This is a genomic window from Granulicella arctica (assembly GCF_025685605.1).
Taxonomy (GTDB): Bacteria; Acidobacteriota; Terriglobia; order Terriglobales; family Acidobacteriaceae; genus Edaphobacter; species Edaphobacter arcticus.
In genome coordinates this window covers 1,821,262-1,841,644 of the sequence record NZ_JAGTUT010000001.1, presented here as the reverse complement: position 1 = coordinate 1,841,644, position 20,383 = coordinate 1,821,262, and the positions used below count along the sequence as shown (strand labels likewise).

Genomic DNA, 20,383 nt, shown 5'->3' with positions numbered 1-20,383 from the left:
GCAGCAGAACGGAACCGTACAGTTGCGGTGTTGATAGCACAGAACTACTGTGAACCCAGCGTCTCCGGCGGAAGCGCAAGCACCGCCCCCCAGTTCAGCCCAACTCCAAAGGCGGCCAGCACCAACGGCTCTCGAACAGCGCCACTCGCCTCCTGCCACCACTCGGCCGCCGCAATCAACATCGACGCAGACGACGTATTGCCATAGCGCTGAATGTTCGCAAAGAATCGCTCCGCAGGAGCACCTAGTGACTTCGCAATCCTCACAATCAAATTGAGATTCGCCTGGTGCAGCAAAAAGGTTCCCACACTCTGCGCCGTAATGTTGTTCCGCTCAAGCACGGTAGCAATCGCCTGCGGCAACTTCCGCGATACATGCCGGATGATCGCCGCGCCGTCCATGTGGATCAAATTGTCCTCAATCGCAAGCGCTTCAGCGATGTTCCCATCGGTAAAGATGCAGGAGTCCGCAATCATCGCAAAGCCTTCATCCGGACTGACAATACATGCTCCCGCACCGTCGCCGAAAAGTATGGCCGTGTCTTTTCCCTCAGGCGTATGTGCCACACGCCGCGACATAATCTCCGAGCCGATCACAAGAATATGGCCCATAGATGGAGCAAGCCGCGCCGCCATTGCCAGGGCCACCAGCGACCCCGCACTCGCCATCGGCAGATCAATCGAAGGCGTCATTGTCAGTCCAAGATTCGCAGCAATCAGACTCGCCGGACCCGGGCAGAATCGCTCACTCGAACCGCTCGATACCAGGATCATCCCAAGGTCCAAGGCCTGCAGACCCGATCGCTCCAAACAATCGACAGCCGCGCGCGTTCCAAGGCTGGCGACGGTCTCGCCCTCTTCGGCATAGCGTCGTTCGGCGATGCCCGACACACTGAGGATCCACTCAGGCTCCGTGCCCAACTGCGGCGCAAGCTCTGCGTTCGTAACAACCCTCGCCGGCAGATACGCGCCGAATCCGCGGAGGAAAGCCATTAAACTCCCTTCGCCGCCAGGTACTCTTCCACCTTCAGTACGGTGTCGAACTTCCGCGCCGTCATATCCCCATCTGGAATCTTGACGGAGAACTCCTTCTCCAGTCCCACCACAAAATCAGTGAGCGCAAAGGAGTCAAGCATGCCCGAGGTGAAAAGCGATTCATCGTCCTTCGGCTCAAAGTCGTTCTCTGCTACAGCGTGTAAAACTTTAAGGATTCCGGCGCGTTTGTCCATTGCTGCTCTCCTGTACCGGGATCTCCGGGTGCTGCTGATAGAGGTTATACGCGTGAATCAGGTCCGCATAAAGCGCATCCGCAAGTGCGCGATATCCCGTCCCCGTAAGATGCGTCCGGTCTGGCTGACCCCATCCTGCAGCGACCCATTGCTGCATCGACCCGAAGCCGCCCATCCGTCGACGCGTGTCCCAGAAGGTGCAGCCATGCGTCCGGCATGCCTCCTTCTGCATGGCGATAATACGCTCCGTCCCCGCAAACGGATGCCATGCCCGCCGTCCTCTACCCGCCGACCCCGACATCGACCGGTCTGCCGGGCCAAGCACCAGCACCGATGCATCCGGCGCAATGCGATGCAAGTTGTCGAGCAGCCGGTCAAAATCCGCCGGATATCCCTCAAGGTGCTCCGCCGAGCCGCCTGCCTCGTTCGTCCCGTATGCAAGAACAATCAACTGCGGATCACGCTGGCGCAGATAGTTCGCAAACAGCGCCTGGTTCCAGCGCAGCATCAGCGGCGCAACCGCTCCGTTGATCCCAAGGCACTCGTAGGTCACGCCCGGCTGCTCCGAGACCAGCCCCATAAGCTTGACCGGCGCATGATCCAGCGTTGTGAACTCGAAGTCGTGTGTCCCCGCCGTGCACGAGTAGCTGAAGGTCCCCGCGCTCGCACCACTCACTGCATCGGCATCCGTTCCCGTCGCTACAGTCGAGATCACCGCGCCGTTGTCTGAGAACTGCAGTCTGCCGCCACCCGGCTGTTGCAGAAAATGAAGCTGCAGCGTCGTGCACGTCGTCTCAAGCGTAATCGATTGCTCCGGCTGGGACGTCTCGATGCTGATCCCGCCCATCCCAAGATCGCCATCACCAAGCGCCGTAAACCGGTTGCCCTCGGTAAACCATCCCGCCGACTGCGACCGCAGCGAACCCGCAAGGTGGTATCCGGCAAACGGATGGCCTGGAAACTGGAAACCAAGACCGCCATCGCCAAACTGCTGCTGCATGTGCGCCCGCATCGCTCCTGTAAAGATATCGGCAGCCGTATGGGAATCGCCAAACTGAAGAATCCGGACCGTCTGCGAAGCCGGCTCCGTTCCACCAGCCGCGTGCTCCGCCTGCTCAGCCCCCAGCGCCTTGAAGAAGCGATTCAGCGCACTTGGATACAGGAAGGGCGAGCTGGCCGTCGAGGTCAGCTCCGCCTCAACCCGGTCGACCGCCCTCTCACGAACCGCTGGACTCACCGGAATGGTCCGCAGCGTTCGCGGAATGCGTCCCTTCCTGCCTTTCGCCGCCACAACATGCGTACCCGCACGGGCTGCAACGGCTTTGTGCGTGATCGTAGCTTTGTGGCTATGCGCCGCAACCACCGGAGCATGCGCCTTCTTACTCGTCGCAGCGACACCGGACACCGGAAGCATCGTCAGCAGCAACGCAGCGAAAGTTTTCTGCAAGGGGCCCAATCGAACGGTCATGGCTGGACAGCCTGCCTCGTCCCGTCATCCGTAACGGGCGCTGTAGCCGGGTGCGGTTTGTAGGCGTCAAAACCCACCATAAGGTTCTTCACGAAGATCTGTGCGATGATAGACGCTCCCTGCGGGGTTGGATGGATCAGGTCTGCCGCCACCAGTCGCGGCTTGCCCGTATACCAGCGCGACATCGTTCCATCGCCACCCATTGCATTAAAGGTATCGAAAAATGCGCAGCGTGTATCGGCCGCCACCCGCTTCTGGATCGCCACAATCCGCGGAATCGTCCCCATCGTGACGATCTCGTCGATCCCGCTTCGCTCTCCGCGGTCCATAGGGCTCATCACAAGGATTGAGACGTTCGGCAGCGCATTCCGTATGCGCCCGATCGCCGTCCGCAGCTCGCCCTCATACTGCTTGTCCACAAACGACCCAAAGCTGCTCTCATTTGTGCCGTAGTTGATGATCACCAGAGCCGGAGCATCATGCCGCAACTCCGCCGCCCATATCTCAGGATTGAACCCCCGCGAAAGCACCGTCGTCGAGGCTCCATTCAGTCCCAGGCTGTCGTACAGCACGCCGCGCTGGGCCTTCTCGAACGTCTCTCCAAACAGCTCCACATGCCCGGTTCCTGCCTTGATGTCGACCGCCTTCGTTCCCTCAGGCAGTTCAACCGACTTCCACGCCGGCTCCCGAGTCTCCGAAGCAGTCGAGATCGTAGCCACCGGCTGCCCCGCACCCGCAGCGTCATCCGCCGTCACCAGCACGCTGCCGCCCTCCGGCTGCGCAAGATACGAAAGCTCCATGCTCGATTGCGCCGCATCCTTCAGCGTGATGTGGCTGCTCGCCCCGCCCGCTGCTCCCTGAAAACTGGCTCCGCCGGTCCCATACGTATCCGCCCGCATCTTGCCCACAGCCGTGGAGATCGTCCAGCCATGCCCCGTAATATCCGTATCGCGGTGCCCATACCAGGCCCAGGGCTTTGCGATCAGCAAGTAGCCATGTCCAGCATCGCCGAACCGTTGCTGCAGCAGCGCCCGCACATCGCCCGTAATCAAATCAGCCGTAGTCGGCGAGTCGCCATAATGCAATATCGCCACATGCCGGGCCTTGTCACTTGCAGGCGCATTGAGCTGTCCAAGCGCCCCGAAGAAAGAATCCAGCGCCCCCGAATCATCGAACAGATAGGTCGATAAAGCTGGTCGAGGAACAGTTTGATTCGTGTGCGTCGTCTCGGTAGCCTCAAGCGGCTGCTCCTGCTGGGGAAGCGGCACTACCGGCGCAGCAGGGGAGCGATGCAGCCGAAGCTGCCACGCCTCCGCAAAGATCGCCGGAGCAATCCCCTTGTCATGATCCTTCCAGTGTCGCCACGCAACCAGGGCAAGAATAAAAGTCGTAAACGTGAGCGCAGTTTTGAGAGGGAATCGCATGGCGTCAGAAGTTCCCGTACACAAATGGCGCAGCGCCACGCCCGGAGATGGTCTGAATGATCAGCACAAGCGCCGCTAAAGCCGCACCCTGCACCCAGAATGGAGCGCGCCCTATAAGCTCAGCCGAACCATCCAGCCACTTTAATGGCAGGCAATGGGCCACTGCCGCAAACACCATCACCAGCACAATCGGCAGCGTCAGATTATCGACTGACCACGTGTTCGATCCAATACGCTGCAGAATCGCCAGTGCATTTCCCAGCGAAGACGCATTGAAAAAGATCCACGTAAAGCACACAAAATTGAACGTCAGCAGCACCGACACCCACTTACCCCACACCGTGGGCTTCGACCCCTTACGTGCCTGCTTCCAAAGCCGCACAGTTGCCAGCGCCACGCCATGCAGCGCGCCCCAGATCAGAAACGTCCAGCCCAGCCCATGCCACAATCCACCCAGCATCATCGTCAGTATCACGCTATAGCAGTAGGAGCTTAGCGGAAACTGCCGCCTCCGCTGCGGCAGGGACTCCATCAGGTAGTCCCGCAGCCATTCCGAAAACGTAATGTGCCATCGCCGCCAGAACTCCATCATGTTGATCGAAAGATACGGCTGGCGAAAGTTCTCCGGCAGCTTCAAACCCAGTAGCAGCCCTACACCCATCGCGATATCCGTATAGCCCGAGAAGTCGAAGAAGAGCTGCAGCGCATACCCGTACACGCCCGCCAGCACCTCCGCCCCGCTATATAAGGTAGGTGTATCGAAGATCCGTCCTACCAGATTCTGCCCAAGAAAATCCGCAATCAGCAGCTTCTTTACCAGCCCAATGCCGATCAGCAGCAGCGCGCGCCCAGCCTGTGAATTGGTCAGCGACGGCGGCTCCAGAAGCTGCTTCAAAAAGCCATGCAGCCGCAAAATCGGTCCCGCCACCAGCACCGGGAAGAACAATGCCGCACCAAGATAAGCAAACAGGTTTCGCGTCGCCCGCGCGTCGTCATCCCGCCGGTACAGGTCGATCGTGTACGTCAAAGCCTGGAAGCAATAGAACGACAAACTCAGCGTCAGCAGCCACGAGTATCGATCTCCCGTGCGCAACGCAAGAATTTTAGGCGTCACCAGCAGCCCAAGGTTCATCAGCAGCGAAAGTCCCACCAGCAATCGTCGCGCAGCATTCGAAGCACTTCGCGAAAGCCCAAGCCCGATCAGAAAGTCAATGGAAGCCGCCGCAGGCAGCGCCAGGTAAAGCAGTCCAAACTTCGCAAGAAAGAAGCCGTTCGCGGCCAGCAGCACCAGCAGTCGCGCCGCACGGAACTGCGCCGCCGCCCAGTAGAGCAGCCAAACGGTAAGGAAGAAAACAAAAAAGGAGGGCGTACTGAGCTGCATGGAGACCTGTCAAAGATCAGCTAAGATCCTGAGTTTCCAGACTATCCCGTCCTCCCCCTAACACAAGTGAGAGAGTCGATACCCCCTCTAAACAACTTGCGCGAACTCGCAAAACGATGATTGCAAAGTAGATAACAGTCGCTGCTTAACTTGGCGATCTTCCGTGAGAGGCGTAAACTGGTTGGAGTCGGAAAGCAATTTCGGCGCAGGAGACTATTTGCTTCTTACAAACGAAATTCGCGTAGCCGGTTGTTCCATGGTCGCCCTGTTGATGATGTCTATCCCGGGCATCACCAATCACCCCTTCGACGTGACTCCTCCGTCCCAGACCGAGACCCCCACATTCATTCCCGCCGCAGCGACTCTCGCCCCTGCTGCCACTCCTAGAAAGCGATTCTCGTTCCTCCGCCGTCCTTCGATGAGCGGCATTGCCTCTTGGTACGGAGCCGTCCTCAATGGTCATAAGACTGCCAGCGGCGAAACCTTCGACATGAATCAGATGACCGCCTGCCACCGTACCCTGCCCTTCGGCACCATGGTGCGCGTCGTCGATACGCACAGCGGCAAGTCCGTCATCGTTCGCATCAATGATCGCGGCGTCCTCTTCGCCGACCGCGTCATCGACCTCTCCCGCGGTGCTGCTGAGAAGCTAGGCATCCGTTCGCTCGGCACCGCTCCCGTCCGGCTCGAAGTCCTCACCAGGAAGCAGGCAGCAGCAGAGGTGGCTGAAGCCAGAGTCTCCGACTCCATTCAAAACGCCGCGACAGCGGAAGCCCAGTAGCTAGCGCTTTCCTCCAGCAGGGGGTTGTTCATAACGCCCCTTGCCCTCGGTAATCTCAACGATCCGATCCACTGCCGCCAGCGCCGGAAACATCTCTCTCCTGCCATCAGGCCATCGCACACTGACGCTATCCACATGCGTCTCTGCGCCCAGCCCGAAGTGCATCCGCAGATCGCTTGAAGAGTTGTAGCTCGACCCGCTCCGCACCTCATCCACCCACTTCCGCTTCAATCCAGTCAGCGTCACCCGCGCCCCGATCGCGTCGCGATTGGACGTCGTGCCAATCAACCGCAGCGTGATCCAGTGGTTCTGGTTCTTCACCATATTCACCAGCAGCATCGGCTTGTCGTTCAGGTTATTGACCACCGCCTCAAGCCGCCCATCGTTGAAGAGATCGGCGATCGCCAGCCCGCGACTCGCCTTCGCCTCAGTCAAACCCGGCCCCGCCGTTTTGCTGAGATCCCGAAACTTCCCATTTCCAAGATTGCCATAGAGCAGTCGCGGCTCCCGATACATCGCTCCAAGCTTCGCCGAATCGACCTCGGGATAGACATGGCCGTTCGCAATCAGCAGGTCAGGCCACCCATCATTATCGATATCGACAAACATCGCGCCCCAGCCCAGCGCATCGGTGTTGATCCCAAGCCCGGCAGGGAAGGTCACATCGTTGTACGTCCCGTCGCCGTTGTTGTGATACAGGGTCGAAGTGTCATCCGAGAAGTTCGTCTTGAACAGGTCGATCCGCCCGTCGCCGTCATAGTCCGCAGCGGTCGAACCCATCCCAGCCTGCTCCCGCCCATCCTCATTGAACGCCACACCAGCATCAGGCCCCACATCCGTAAACGTTCCGTCGTGATTGTTCTTATAGAGAATCGCCGGGGTCGAGTCACAGGCCACATACAGGTCCGGCCAGCCATCATCGTTATAGTCGAGCGTCGTGATCGAGAAGCAGTAGTGCCCCGTAGTCTGCTCGATCCCACTCGCCTTACTCACATCCTCAAACTTGCCACCACCGACATTGTGGAACAGCACATTCGGCGCACTTGGCAACCCGCGCGGCCCGCACATCACCGGGACACCCTTCCACTGGCACCCCGCACCCTCACCCGGTGCGGGTGTATGCGCCAGGTCGAGATGGACATAGTTCGCCACCGCCACATCAAGCTTTCCATCGCGATCGTAGTCAACGAAGGCGCACCCTGTCCCCCACTCCTTGCCCGTCCCCGCAACGCCTGCCTGCTCCGCTACCTGCTTGAAGGTCCCATTCCCCTCGTTGTGGAACAGCCGATTCTTTCCATAGCCCGTAACGAACACATCCTCGTTACCGTCATTGTCATAGTCCCCAACGCACGCGCCCTGTCCCCACGCTGTCGAGACTAGCCCCGCCTTCACGGTCACATCGGTAAACGTTCCGTCATGGTTGTTGTGAAAGAGGTGACTCGTGGCTTGCTCACTGCTCTGCGCACCCTGCATCGTCGTGCCGTTCACGAGAAAGATATCCGGCCACCCGTCCCGGTCGTAATCCAGAATTGCCACACCCGACCCCGTCGTCTCGATGATGTAGCGCTTCGTATCCACGCTTCCATTCACATTACGAACCGTAATCCCGGCCTTGCCCGCCTCATCGACAAACCACGCCGGAGCCGGATGCTCCCCCGATGGCGCATAGGGCTGCTGCGCCAAAGTCGCAACGGATGCCGTAACGGCAATCAACAATCCTGCCGCCAATCCACGTAGAGCTTGCTTGCACATAACTAAGACTTTCCCGCTCCCATGGCCATTGTCCTGAGGACTTTGCCACCTTCCTGGATTACATACAGATGGTTCGCATCAAGATTCTTCAGCGTATCCACCGTGCCCGAAGGCCACCAAATCTCCACCGCATCCGCCTTCATCGCACGATCCAGACCAAAGTGAATCCGCAGGTCATTCTGAGAGTAATAGCTGCCGCCGCTCCGCACCTCTTCCACCTGTACAAACGGCTTGCCACTTGTTTGTGTCGTCACACTGATCCGCGCTCCAATCCCAGACCGATTCGCCTTCACCCCCACCGTCCGGATTTTGATCCAGTTGCGCCCCGTCGTTGAGTCGCAGCGCAAAAGCTGTGGCAAGCTGTTCACGCAGTTCACCACCACATCGATGTCGCCATCGTTATCGAAGTCGCCAAACGCGCACCCCCGCGCCGCAACCGCATCGTTGATGCCCGCACCACCCTGCGCCGTGGCATCTTCAAACTGCCCGTTCCGCAGATTCCGGTAAAGGTACTTATGCTGCGCGTACGAAGAGTCGATCTTCGTCCCATCCACCTCCGGGTAGACATGGCCATTCGAGATCAGGATGTCCAGCCATCCATCGTTGTCCATGTCGAAGAACCCAACACCCCACCCCAGGTACCGCGTATTGACCCCAAGCCCCGACAGGTACGTACGGTCCTCAAACGACCCATCCCCAAGATTCAGATACAGCGAATCCGTATCTCCCGCAAAGTTCGTCTTCACAATGTCGAACAGGCCGTCCCGATTAAAATCCCCAATGGACACGCCCATCCCCGCCTGTGGCTTACCGTCCGGCGAGTAGGCGACGCCCGTCTCGATCGCAATATCCTTGAACGTCCCATTCTTCTGGTTCTGGTAAAGCGTCGCAGCCGTCGAATCATTCGCAACATAGATGTCCGGCCATCCATCGTTGTCGATATCCGATACCGACACGCTCAGCGCATACGTCCCCACCGTCTCCCACATGCCCGCCTTCTGCGAAACATCGCTAAAGGTTCCATCGCCGTTGTTGTGATACAGAATGTTCTTCCCGCCCTGCAGCCCCGGCGGTCCGCACGCCACCTGGATGCCTTTATAGGAGCAGCCCGCCGCCTCCGGCAGGGGAGCGGTCTTGATATCGAAGTCGATATAGTTCGCCACAAACAGGTCGAGATGACCATCGCGATCGTAGTCAAGAAACGCACATCCGGAGTTCCAACGAGGTTTCGTTGCAGCATTCGCCTGCGTCAACCCGGCCTTGACCGTTACATCCGTAAACGTCCCGTTCCCATTATTCCGATACAGCACGTTCTGCCCGTAGTAGCTGACGAACAAGTCATCCCACCCATCGTTGTCATAGTCCCCAACGCAGCAGCCCTGCCCCCATCCGCTATGGCCAAGCCCCGCCTTCAGCGTAACGTCCGTAAACGTCCCATCGCGATTGTTCTTGAATAGCCGCGAGATCGGCTCCTGCCCCTTCGCGAAGCCCTCCAGCCGCGATCCATTCACCATAAAGATATCCAGCCAGTCATCATGGTCGTAGTCATAGAAGGCCACACCACACCCTGTCGTCTCGAGCAGGTACTTGTTCTTGTGCTCGCCCCCATAGATCGTCTTTGCGTTCAGCCCTGAAGCCCGTGCCACATCGATAAAACTCACCCCGAGCGGTGTCCCCGTCACGGGCGAAGGTGCACCCTTCGGAGCCGCCTGCGGCTTCGTCTCATAGGTCGGTCGCGAGCCAATCTGTCCGCCTGTCTGTTCGCCCATCTGCGCCGATACAGGCGAGGCCAGGGCCAGAACATCATCCAGCGACAGGACAAGAGCGCTGGCTGAAAGGGAACGAAGAAAGCTACGGCGGTCCGGGCTCAAAGTTGCCAATCTCCAGAGGTCCTCTGGGCAGTCGAGTCAGTCACACGCGGCCGGTCGAGGTCGGCGTGTCCAGATAAACAGACAGAATGCTGAGTATAGAGAACAACGGGATGAGACGACAAACAAGCCTTCATGCTCCATCCGGATCACGATCAGAGAAGGTGAGCACGCAAAGGCTGCTTCTCAAAACACCTCTAATCTGTATACACAATGAGCATGACTCAAAAAAATATTCTATGTAAATCGGGGACCTGTCACTATGGTTTTTTGAATTCCGCTCGAGCTCGAAGTGAAGCGTTTTAGGTGGATAAGTCAAACGCAATCAATAACTTGACGCTACAATTAATTCTTCTATGTCAATTTTCTGTAATCGTGTAAACGTCTTCTCAAGAACGCCGCAAGCTGTCAACACGGATTCACTCGTTACTTCGCCTGCTCTCCCTCAGAAAGAGCATTGACACACTCGTATTCGCCCGCGTATTTTCCGAATTGCTTTAGAACCAACTATCTAGCCGTTCACAATGCAGAACGTTCCACAATGATGTGCTCCCTGATCCGCTGCACCTTGGGTGGCAGGCGACACGCAAGACATTAAAGCTTCAAACGGCAACACTTGTCCGCACTTCGGGACGTCAAGGGGAGAACAGGATGCAAACCAAAATGATTCGCGGCATGATGTGTCTGGGAGTGTGTGCCCTCCTTCTATCATCGTCAGGCTTCGGCCAGGCAGTCTATGGATCGATCTACGGAACAGTTACCGACAACTCCGGTGCTGTCGTTCCGAACGCCACCATCACGGTCACCGATACCGCCAAAGGCTCCAGCGACTCGGTACAGTCGAACGCCAGCGGTGAGTTCACCGTCGACCACCTTATCCCCGACCCCTACGAGGTCAAGATCTCCATCGCCGGCTTCAAGGGCTATCAGCAGAAGGGTCTCCAGATCTTCGCCGATACCTCGACCAAGATCACCGCAGCCCTCGAGGTTGGTGACGCCGCCGGTGAGACCATCACCGTCAATGCCGATTCCGTACCCCAGCTCAAGACGGATCGCGCCGACGTCTCCACGATCTTCAGCGGCAAAGAGTTTGTAGACCTCCCAATCCCCGGCCGCAACTTCACGGGCCTCCAGCTTCTCCTCCCCGGCGCCCAGCAGCTGGGCTTTACCCACGCCGCCAGTGAAAACCCACAAGGCAGCCTGCAGATTGAAGTAGACGGCCAGTCCTTCGCCGGTACCGCCTTCCAACTCGACGGCACCGACAACCAGGACCCCATCCTCGGCATCATCGTCGTCAACCCCAACGCTGACGCCCTCTCCGAGAGCAAGATCACCACGCAGAACTACGACGCTGAGTTCGGCAAGGCCGTCTCGTCTGTTGTCACCGCCCAGACCAAGTCCGGAACCAACAGCTTCCACGGCTCCGCCTTCGACTATCGCCAGAGCAACGCCCAGCTTGCTCGCGACCCCTTCACGCAGAGCACCGGCCCGCAGGGCACCCTCAGCGCATCCAACCCCTTCCCGGTAGGCCTCAAGAACCAGTTCGGTGGCTCTATCGGCGGTCCCATCCTCAAGGACAAGCTCTTCTTTTTCGGCGATTATCAGGGCACCCGCCAGAAGAGCGGCATCGCCATTCAGCAGACGGTTCCCACGTCCCTCCTCACCACCTCCTGCCTCTCTGGCGCAGGTTGCAACTTCAGTGAATACACCAAGGTTACCGGCCCCATCTTCCACACCGTAGGTGGCCAGCGCGTCGCATACGCTAATAGCATCGTTCCCCAGTCGGACCTCTCTCCGCAGGCGCTCGGCGTCCTCAAGCTCCTCCAGCCCTTCGCTCCGAATACCGTCAACGGCAGCACCACCAGCGGCCTTGTCCAGAACTACTCCGCCAGCGGCACCGGCGGCTTCAACGCCGACCAGTGGGATGTGCGTGGTGATTACACCCTGAACGCCCGCACCCACGTCTTCGGTCGTTTCAGCCGCTTCACCGATACGCTCACCGGCACCACCATCTTCGGCGCGGCCGGCGGAGCAGGCTTCGGCATCGGCGACTTCGGCGGCACCTCCAAGGGTGCGAACGATAGCGTCGCCGCCGGTGTTGACTACGCTCTCAACAGCAGGCTCGTCACGGACGTCCGCCTCGGCTACTTCCGCTACGACATCGCTACCTCCAAGTATGACCAGACCGTGCCCTTTGCCACGCAGCTTGGCATCCCCGGCTTGAACACCGGTGCTGCCATCACCAACGGCGCACCTGCCTTCAACATCACCGAGGCTGGCAGCTACGGTTCTGCAAACAACAATCAGTCACGCGGACCACAGTACGGCTCCGGTCTCAACATCAACCGTTGCAACTGCCCGCTCACCGAGCGTGAGGATCAGTACCAGGTCGCTAACAACTGGACCAAGACCATCGGAAATCACTCCATCAAGTTTGGTGTCGATCTCCGCTACGCCCGCAACCTCCGCGTTCCCAGCGATAACAACCGCACCGGCATCCTGACCTTTGGTACCGGTCCCACCAGCGACGGTACCAACAACAACGGACTTGGCATGGCCTCCTTCCTTACTGGTCAGGTCACCCAGCTCCAGCGCTACGTCAGCACCTCGACCAATGCGAAGGAGTTCCAGAAGCGTGCCTTCGGTTACGCGCAGGATACCTGGCGCGCCACACAGAAGCTGACCGTCAACTACGGCCTCCGCTACGAGGCCTACATGCCCGAAGCCGTCAACGGTGCTGCTCAAGGTGCTTTGCTGAATCTTGATACCGGCTACCTCCAGGTAGCAGGTGTAGGTCCGATCCAAACCAACATGAATCAGAGTCCCGCGACCGGCACCTACGCTCCCCGCCTTGGTCTTGCCTACCAGGCGATGCCCAACACGGTCATCCGCGCAGGCTATGGACGCAGCTTCGATATCGGCGTCTTTGGCTCCGTCTTCGGTCACTCGGCCACGCAGAATCTGCCGGTCCTCGCTAACCAGGCGCTTACCGCTCCCGGCGGAGACAACGCAACCGACACAACGGCGGCCTTCTCGCTGGCGACGGGACCGCAGGCTTTTGTATTCCCCGCAGTACCGGCCAGCGGTCTCCTACCCAACCAGGGCTACAACTCCAGCGGGCGGTCGCGCCCCACCACCCTCCGGCTTCCTACCCTTGACGCATGGAACCTCGCTCTTCAGCAGTCCTTCACCCCGACCCTATCGATGACGATTGCGTACGTCGGCAACAAGGGAACACACACCTTCGGCGACAACTCCGGCAACACGACCAACCCCAATGAAGCAGCAATCTTTCTGCCCGCTCAATACAGCGTGAACGGGCAGCCGCTTCACTATGATCCTTCGGCAACGGCAGGTAATTGCTATCCTGCCGGAGCGAATTGCGCGGCCGGCGGCATCTTGGGTACAAATGGCCAGCCGATCGCAAACTCAGTCCTTATCCCCGCGAGTGGAGCGGTCAGCAACCAGGTCTTCCTGCAGCGCTACTACGGCGGCAAGCTTGCAGCCTGCTCCGACGCAACCTACAACGCGGACGGCACGAACCACAACGCACCCAACGGCGGCTGTGGTTGGAATCAGAGCATCACCTACTTTGGCGACGATCTGAACACCTCCTACAACGCTCTTCAGGTGACGTTCACCAAGATCATCGCGCATGGCTACTCCCTCAACGCAAACTACGCCTGGCAGAAGTCGCTTAGCGAGCAAACCGGCTTCGCTACGTGGAGCCATGCAGCAGCAAGGGGCCGTGATTCGAGCCTCCGCCAGCAGCAGGTCATCGTCTACGGTATGCTCGAACTCCCGTTCGGCCATAATAAGCATTTCCTCGCGCACACCAACCGCATCATCGACCAGATCGTCAGCGGCTACCAGATCAGTCCGGTCGTCAACTACTCAAGCGGTCTTCCGTATACGTTGAGTGCACAGGCTGGCAATTGGGTTCCAGGCTCAGCACCACGCTACATCAATGGAAATCCGAAACAGCTTCACACGCATGTCACGGGCTTTCCTGGAGGACCGAGCGGTCTTTCGTACTACGACATCACCCCGGTTGATGGTTCTGGAGCGTTCTCACTCCCTGCTCTTGATACGATCGGCAGCGCTGGCCGTAACTCGGCCTTCGGACCGAACTTCTTCAACACCGATATCTCGGTCCAGAAGGACTTCGAGATTCGCGAGAAGATCAGCTTCCAACTCCGTGCTGACGGCTACAACGCCTTCAACCACATCAACTGGGGCACTCCAAACGGCAATATCGATCAGGGCGGCTCCATCTCAAGCGGCGCTTACCCCAACAACACCTCCAACCCACGTCAACTGCAATTCTCAGGCCGCCTGCAGTTCTAGGCAGACTAGACTCGATCGAGGGGAGCTTCGGCTCCTCTCGATCTTTTTAAGTCACACCTCATGAACAGACTCCTCCATCTCGTGCCCTTCCTCCTCTTGTGTGCCGCGTCCGGTCTTGCCCAGCAGTGGACCATCGGCCTCTTCACCCGTCCGGTGAACGCTCCCGTCATCATTCCCGACAAGGCAACGCTCTTCAGCGATCCCATCCAAGATCCGGCCATCCACGACGGCCCCGTCCACTGGGAGGCGCTCCACACCTTCAACCCCGCAGCCGTCGTCCGCAACGGCAAGGTCTTCGTCCTCTATCGCGCCGAAGACGACACCGGCCGCATGCAGATCGGCCTCCACACCTCTCGCCTTGGCTTGGCCCAGAGCGACGATGGCCTCCACTTCACCCGTCTCCCCGAACCTGTCTTCTACCCCGCCGAAGATGCTCAGAAGTCCCGCGAGTGGCCCGGTGGCGTCGAAGATCCTCGCATCGTCGAGTCCGACGACGGCACCTACGTTCTCACCTACACCCAGTGGAACCGCATCACCTACTCCATCGGCATCGCCACCTCCAAAGACCTCCTTCACTGGACCAAGTACGGCCCGGCCTTCCTCGGAGCCGCAGGCGGCAAGTATGACCATCTCCAATACAAATCCGGCGGCATCGTCACCCACCTCGCAGGAGACCGCCTCCTCGCTGCAAAGATCAACGGGCAATACTGGATGTACTGGGGCGAAGGCGCACTCCATCTCGCCACCTCACCCGACCTCATTCACTGGACCCCCGTCGAAACTCCCGCAGGTGCGCCGCTCGAGGTTCTTACCCGCCGCCCCGGCCACTTCGACAGCGGCTTCCCCGAGGTAGGCCCACCGCCCGTCCTCACGAGCGTTGGCATCGTCGTCCTCTACAACGGCAAAAACGATCCCGCCACCGGCGATCCCACTCTCGGTGCCAACGCCTACGCCGCTGGCGAAGCCCTCTTTAAAGCAGACAATCCCGCAGCCTTCATCGAGCATCAGGCGCAAACCGCCCTCAAACCAGAGATGCCTTACGAGAAGACGGGCCAGTACGTAGCCGGAACCACCTTCGCCGAAGGCTTAGTCCACTTCCACCACAAGTGGTTCCTCTACTACGGCTGCGCCGATTCAGCCGTAGGTGTAGTCACCGCCCCGGAAAAATAAATAGGTGGAAAGCTTTTCCCTCAGCAGCCACTTACTCCAGCCGCTTTTCAAGCGACTCAGCCTTCTGCCGCTCCACCGCTGCATCTCCTACATTCCCCTTGCGCTCCAGAGCCTCCGCAAGCGCACGATGCGGCGCGGCATACCCCGGATCGGCCTCCACCGCACCCTGTAATTGGGCAATCGCCTCCACAACCTTGCCTTCCTTCAACAGGGCCGTCCCACTGTTCAGCGCAAAGTTAGCTCGTTGCCGACTCACGGCGATTCGGCTCAGCTCCGCACCCTTCTTCCGCTCCGCCGCCGCGCCCTCGCGATCCCCCTGCTGAGCCAGAATCGCCGCCAGCGTAATGTGCGGACTAGGCTGTGCCGGCACCAGCGCAATCCCGCGCCGCAGCGCCACGACCGCCTTGTCCGGCTGGCCCAACTCCTTGTAGATATTCCCGAGGATCGCCCACCCTTCGCCGTTCTCCGGCTGCATGCTGGCCGCCCGCTCCATCGCTGCCGCGGCCTCCGCAAACTTGCCCGTCTGCATGTAGAGCACGCCCAGCGTATACGGCGGATCGGGTAGCTCCGGATCGAACTTCTCCGCCAGCTCAAACTCGGCAATCGCCGCGGGCAGCTTGTCCTTCAGCTTCATCGCCAGCCCAAGGTCATAGTGCAGCTCAGCCGTAATCGGAGCACCCTGATTCGGCAGCGCCAGCCCATCCTGGAACTCCTCGATCGCATGGTCCAGATCGTTCTGCTGTAGAAACGCCACGCCAAGATCCTCACGCAGCACCGGACTTGTCGCATCCAGCTTCAGCGCCCGCTCATACAGCGGCACCGCCTCCTTCGCGTTCCCCGTCTGCACCAGCGCCAGCGCATAGTTCGTCAGCACCGCTCCAACTCCCGGCTTCGCAGCCGCAGCCCTCTGGAACAGCGGCAGCGCCTCCTTGCTCTGCCCGGCGTTCTGAAGCGCCAGCGCCAGCGCGTATGTAGCATCGCTCGAGGCCGGGGCAACCGCCACTGCATGACGCAACGTAGTCAAGGCCGCACCATCCTGCCGAGTCGTCATCTGCGCCCGCCCAAGCTGCAGCAGCGTAGCCAGATCGTCCGGAGCAAGGCTCGCCGCCTTCGTTAGCTCCGCAATCGCCAACTCGGTCTTATGCTGGACTAGGTACAACGATCCAAGATGAAGATGTGCCGCAGCCAGCCCACCATCGAGCGTCACCGCCCGCTTTAACTCGGGCTCGGCCTCGACATAGTGCTCCTGCTGAGCCAACACCGCACCCAGCGCATCATGCAGCCCCGCATTCTCCGGAGCCTCCACCAACGCACGCCGTACCTGCTCGACCGCACCAGCCCCGTCACCCGTCGCCACCAAAGCCGTCGCGTAGGCCAGCGAAGCCTCAGCCGTCAGGCTCGTCTTTGAACTCAAACCACGAAACAGCCCCGCCGAGTCCGCATACCGCCGCTGCCCGCTGTAGGCGATCGCAAGGTTCAACGCAGCCGTATCATCCTTCGGGTCAAGTCGATGCGCTGTCTCCAACTCAGGAACAGCTGCCGCAACTCGCCCCTCGGCCAGCAGCACCGCACCATACGCACTGTGCCCCGCGGCCACCTTCGGCGTCAGCCGCACCGCCTGCGCAAACGCCGCATCCGCAGCCGCAAGATCTCCCTTGGACATAGCCGCGTACCCCGCATGAAACGCAGCATCCGCCGACTGCACCTGCTGCGAGGTCTGCAGAAACAGCACACAATAAGCAAGAAAATTCATGGCACAATCACTCTGCATCCTGAGCAAAGCGAAGACCCCATATCTCGCCTTTGCCTCTTCTCAAATCCGCATCATCCGCGTAGATCCGCGGTAGCCGCTCGAGCCACCACTTACTGCCCAGCCAACTTGAACGACACATAGCTCCGGCCCGCATACAGCCGATAGCCGCCATCCGTCGCAACGACCACCTGCAGCGGTGTAGGACGACGCAGACCGGCATCCCGCACCGACTTCACGGTGAACAGGTCATGCGCCCCGATATCCTGCACCACAAAGTTGTCATCCCCGACAAACCCGCAGCCATACGCCCCCGGAGCAAGCTTCTGGCCACCAATCTCGATCGCCGATTCCGTGATCAGGTAGGCTTGGTACTTTTCCTTCACCTGCGTTGAATAGCCGGACGTATCTACCAACGCCGTCAGCATCAGCTTCTTATCCGCGAAGCGAACCCCGCCCGAATTCCGTCCCTGGATCGGCGCACTTAAGCCCCGGAAAAACACCGTAGCCGGTAAAATCTGAGCCGCATCAGCAGCCGAAATCACCCCGGGTTGCGCAGAAGACGCCGTAGCAGCAGGCTGCTGGGCAACACTCAGCACTGGGGTCAACATGCAGGCAAGCAGCAGCAATGGCAACAAACGTACGCTCATTCAAAGTTCTCCATTCAAGGCAACATCATACCCGCTCATGCCGCGTTAGACTGAGAGGTCTTTGATGTTGGAGGCCGCCCATGCGACACATCGTCCCGATCCTGACCCTGCTCGTCACAGCGACCGTGCTCGCCGCCCAGTCCCCGTTTCCCATCTCCGAGTCGGGCCTCACCATCAACAGCCACGTCGAGGCAGGAAAGCCCTTCACCGTCGCTGGTGAGCGAGGCGTGCTCCTCGGGCAGCAGGAGGGAACCTTCGAGGCCTGGGTTCTCCCCGTCAAGCTCCTCAGCCACTTCGCCATTACCGCCAACGTCGAAGGCTACTCCGTCCCTATCGATCTCAACGCCGCCGCCAGCGAGATCGAAGTCTTCCCCGATCACACCACCATCACCTACTCCCACATCGCCTTCACCATCCGTCAGATCATGTTCGCCCCCGACACCGCACCCGACGGTACCGGCGCCGTAGTTCTCTTCCAGATCGACTCCACCCGTCCCATGGACCTCACCTTCAGCTTCACTCCTGACATGCTCCAGATGTGGCCCCAGCCCAACCAGGGTGTGCCCTCCGCCGAGTGGGTCGCCCAAGGCACCACCGGCCACTACATCCTCCATACCGACCTTCCTAACCTCACCGGCGCAGTATCCATGCCTGGGGCCCAATCCGGCATCATGGCTCCCTACCAGGAGAAGCCGCAGGTCCACCCCCTCGAACTCAAGCTCCACTACGACCCCAAGCGGGATGCCGACCGCTACGTCCCGCTCCTCCTCGCCATGGGCCGCACCCCCGAGACAGCCACCAACGCCGCCCTCCAGGCAAAGTTGGATAGCCTCGCCAGCACCCTCCCCCAGATCTACGAAGCCCACGCTGCAAAGTACGTCCGACTCGAGCAGGACCTTACCACCATCACCACGCCCGACCCCGCACTCAATGACGATCTCCGCTGGGCCGAGCTCTCCATCGAGCAGCTCAAAGCCCGCGCACCCTCAGGCGAAATCGGCCTCGTCGCCGGCTACTACTCCTCTGGCGACTCCGCCCGCCCCGGCTTCGGTTGGTTCTTTGGTCGCGACTCCCTCTACACCCTCTACGCCGTCAACAGCTTCGGCGACTTCGCCCTCACCCGCGCCGAACTTGACTTCCTCATCAAGCGCCAACGCGCCGACGGCAAGATGATGCATGAGTACTCCCAAACCGCTGCCGCCGTCGATTGGAAATCGCTCCCTTACATGTACGCCGCAGCCGATGCCACGCCCCTTTTCCTCACCCAGATGCTCGACTACGTTCGCTCCTCCGGCGACCTCGACTACCTTCGCCAGAACCGCGAGGCCATCCAGAAAGCCTGGGCCTTCGAGACTACGCACGATACGGACGGCGACGGCATCTACGACAACGCCCAGGGCACTGGCTGGGTCGAATCATGGCCCCACGGCATGCCCCACCAGGAGATCTACCTGGCACTCTTCGACCAGCAAGCCTCTGCTGCCATGGCCGATCTATCAACGCTTCTAGGCGACACCGCAACCGCAGCCACCGCCAAAGCCCGCGCTCTCACCCTCACAACAAAAATAGAAGCCGAGTATTACAACTCCGCCACCCACGAGTACGCCTTCAGCCACAACCCCGATAACACCGTCGATCCCACCCGCACCATCTACCCCGCCGTGGCCTACTGGAACGCCAACACCCCCGGCCTGGCCCACCCCGAAGCCAGCCTTCGCCTCTGGGCCTCGCACGACCTCTCCACCGACTGGGGCCTCCGCGACGTAGCCGAGAGCGATCCTGTCTACGATCCCATCTCCTACCATCAGGGCTCCGTCTGGCCGCTCTTTACCGGCTGGGCCTCACTCGCGGAGTACCGCACTGACCATCCCCTCGCGGGCTACACCCACCTCATGCAGACCGCCAACCTCACCACCGCCCAGGACCTCGGAGCCGTCACCGAACTTCTCTCCGGTGCCTACTTCGACCCGTTCGGCCGCAGCACCTCGCACCAGCTCTGGTCCTCCGCCATGGTCATCATCCCCGCACTCCGCGGCCTCTTCGGGATCGACATCGACGCCCCCGCCAACACCCTCACCCTCAACCCCAGCCTCCCTGCCGACTGGGAGACCGCCACCGTCCACCACCTCCATGCCGGTACCAGCATCCTCGATCTCAGCTATCAGCGCACCGGCCCCAACCTCACCATCCGTAGCACCGCCGTTACCGGCAAGCCCTTCAGGCTCATCACGAACAACAAAGCTGCCCACGCCTCCACAGACGGCACCACCCTGACCATCCCTCTCCCGCCCGTCGAGGTAGCCGTCTCCCAATCCCTACCTCTGCCGGGAGCCCGCACCGCCCAGATGAAGGTCCTCAACCAGATCCAGACTCCCCACACCCTGACCCTCGAACTCGAAGCTCAAGCGGCGTCCACCCAAACCCTGAAGCTCCGCCGCAACCAACCCAACCTCCGCCTCACCGCCGAGGGCGCCACCATCCAAGCCGACACCCTCAAGATCACCTTCCCACCCGGCACCAGCTACCAACCCAAGACCGTAACGCTCCACTGGTAGCCGCAGCAT

General features: G+C 60.1%; 13 protein-coding genes. 4 read left to right on the top strand and 9 right to left on the bottom strand.

Annotated elements, in window-relative coordinates:
- Positions 1 to 44: 44 nt before the first annotated feature.
- From OHL20_RS07460 to OHL20_RS07440, 5 genes are read right to left on the bottom strand one after another with little or no spacing between them, the layout of a single operon-like run.
- A complete protein-coding gene (locus OHL20_RS07460; protein ID WP_263382571.1) occupies positions 45 to 992 on the bottom strand; it encodes a 3-oxoacyl-ACP synthase III family protein in 948 nt (315 codons plus the stop codon).
- Complete coding sequence (locus OHL20_RS07455; RefSeq protein ID WP_263382570.1) at positions 992 to 1,228, bottom strand: phosphopantetheine-binding protein; 237 nt, start codon at positions 1,226 to 1,228, stop codon at positions 992 to 994. The genes OHL20_RS07460 and OHL20_RS07455 overlap by 1 nt, the downstream gene beginning before the upstream one ends.
- A complete protein-coding gene (locus tag OHL20_RS07450) occupies positions 1,203 to 2,675 on the bottom strand; it encodes a GDSL-type esterase/lipase family protein (RefSeq protein WP_263382569.1) in 1,473 nt (490 codons plus the stop codon). Before OHL20_RS07450 ends, OHL20_RS07455 begins: the two co-directional genes overlap by 26 nt.
- Before the next feature lie 17 nt (positions 2,676 to 2,692).
- A complete protein-coding gene (locus OHL20_RS07445) occupies positions 2,693 to 4,120 on the bottom strand; it encodes a GDSL-type esterase/lipase family protein (RefSeq protein WP_263382568.1) in 1,428 nt (475 codons plus the stop codon).
- 4 nt (positions 4,121 to 4,124) lie between these two features.
- Positions 4,125 to 5,501 (bottom strand): MBOAT family O-acyltransferase, encoded by a 1,377-nt coding sequence (locus OHL20_RS07440; RefSeq protein ID WP_263382567.1) that lies wholly within the window; start codon positions 5,499 to 5,501, stop codon positions 4,125 to 4,127.
- A 217-nt stretch (positions 5,502 to 5,718) separates the two neighbouring features.
- On the opposite strand from OHL20_RS07440, the gene OHL20_RS07435 reads away from it, so the two are divergent.
- A complete protein-coding gene (locus OHL20_RS07435; protein WP_263382566.1) occupies positions 5,719 to 6,282 on the top strand; it encodes a septal ring lytic transglycosylase RlpA family protein in 564 nt (187 codons plus the stop codon).
- Here the strand turns inward: OHL20_RS07435 and OHL20_RS07430 are convergent, their stop codons facing one another.
- Both OHL20_RS07430 and OHL20_RS07425 read right to left on the bottom strand, forming a co-directional pair.
- Positions 6,283 to 8,034, bottom strand: coding sequence for a CRTAC1 family protein (locus tag OHL20_RS07430; protein ID WP_263382565.1), 1,752 nt, complete (start codon positions 8,032 to 8,034; stop codon positions 6,283 to 6,285).
- 2 nt (positions 8,035 to 8,036) lie between these two features.
- Positions 8,037 to 9,905 (bottom strand): CRTAC1 family protein, encoded by a 1,869-nt coding sequence (locus tag OHL20_RS07425; RefSeq protein WP_263382564.1) that lies wholly within the window; start codon positions 9,903 to 9,905, stop codon positions 8,037 to 8,039.
- A 648-nt stretch (positions 9,906 to 10,553) separates the two neighbouring features.
- Between OHL20_RS07425 and OHL20_RS07420 the strand changes: the two genes are divergently transcribed.
- Both OHL20_RS07420 and OHL20_RS07415 read left to right on the top strand, forming a co-directional pair.
- A complete protein-coding gene (locus OHL20_RS07420) occupies positions 10,554 to 14,249 on the top strand; it encodes a TonB-dependent receptor (RefSeq protein ID WP_263382563.1) in 3,696 nt (1,231 codons plus the stop codon).
- A 60-nt stretch (positions 14,250 to 14,309) separates the two neighbouring features.
- Complete coding sequence (locus OHL20_RS07415) at positions 14,310 to 15,419, top strand: glycoside hydrolase family 130 protein (protein ID WP_263382562.1); 1,110 nt, start codon at positions 14,310 to 14,312, stop codon at positions 15,417 to 15,419.
- 31 nt (positions 15,420 to 15,450) lie between these two features.
- Here the strand turns inward: OHL20_RS07415 and OHL20_RS07410 are convergent, their stop codons facing one another.
- Positions 15,451 to 17,172 (bottom strand): tetratricopeptide repeat protein, encoded by a 1,722-nt coding sequence (locus OHL20_RS07410; protein ID WP_263382561.1) that lies wholly within the window; start codon positions 17,170 to 17,172, stop codon positions 15,451 to 15,453.
- A 110-nt stretch (positions 17,173 to 17,282) separates the two neighbouring features.
- A complete protein-coding gene (locus OHL20_RS07405; protein ID WP_263382560.1) occupies positions 17,283 to 17,819 on the bottom strand; it encodes a hypothetical protein in 537 nt (178 codons plus the stop codon).
- An 80-nt stretch (positions 17,820 to 17,899) separates the two neighbouring features.
- Here OHL20_RS07405 and OHL20_RS07400 point away from each other — a divergent pair, with 80 nt between their 5' ends.
- A complete protein-coding gene (locus OHL20_RS07400; protein WP_263382559.1) occupies positions 17,900 to 20,374 on the top strand; it encodes an amylo-alpha-1,6-glucosidase in 2,475 nt (824 codons plus the stop codon).
- The last annotated feature ends 9 nt before the right edge of the window (positions 20,375 to 20,383 follow it).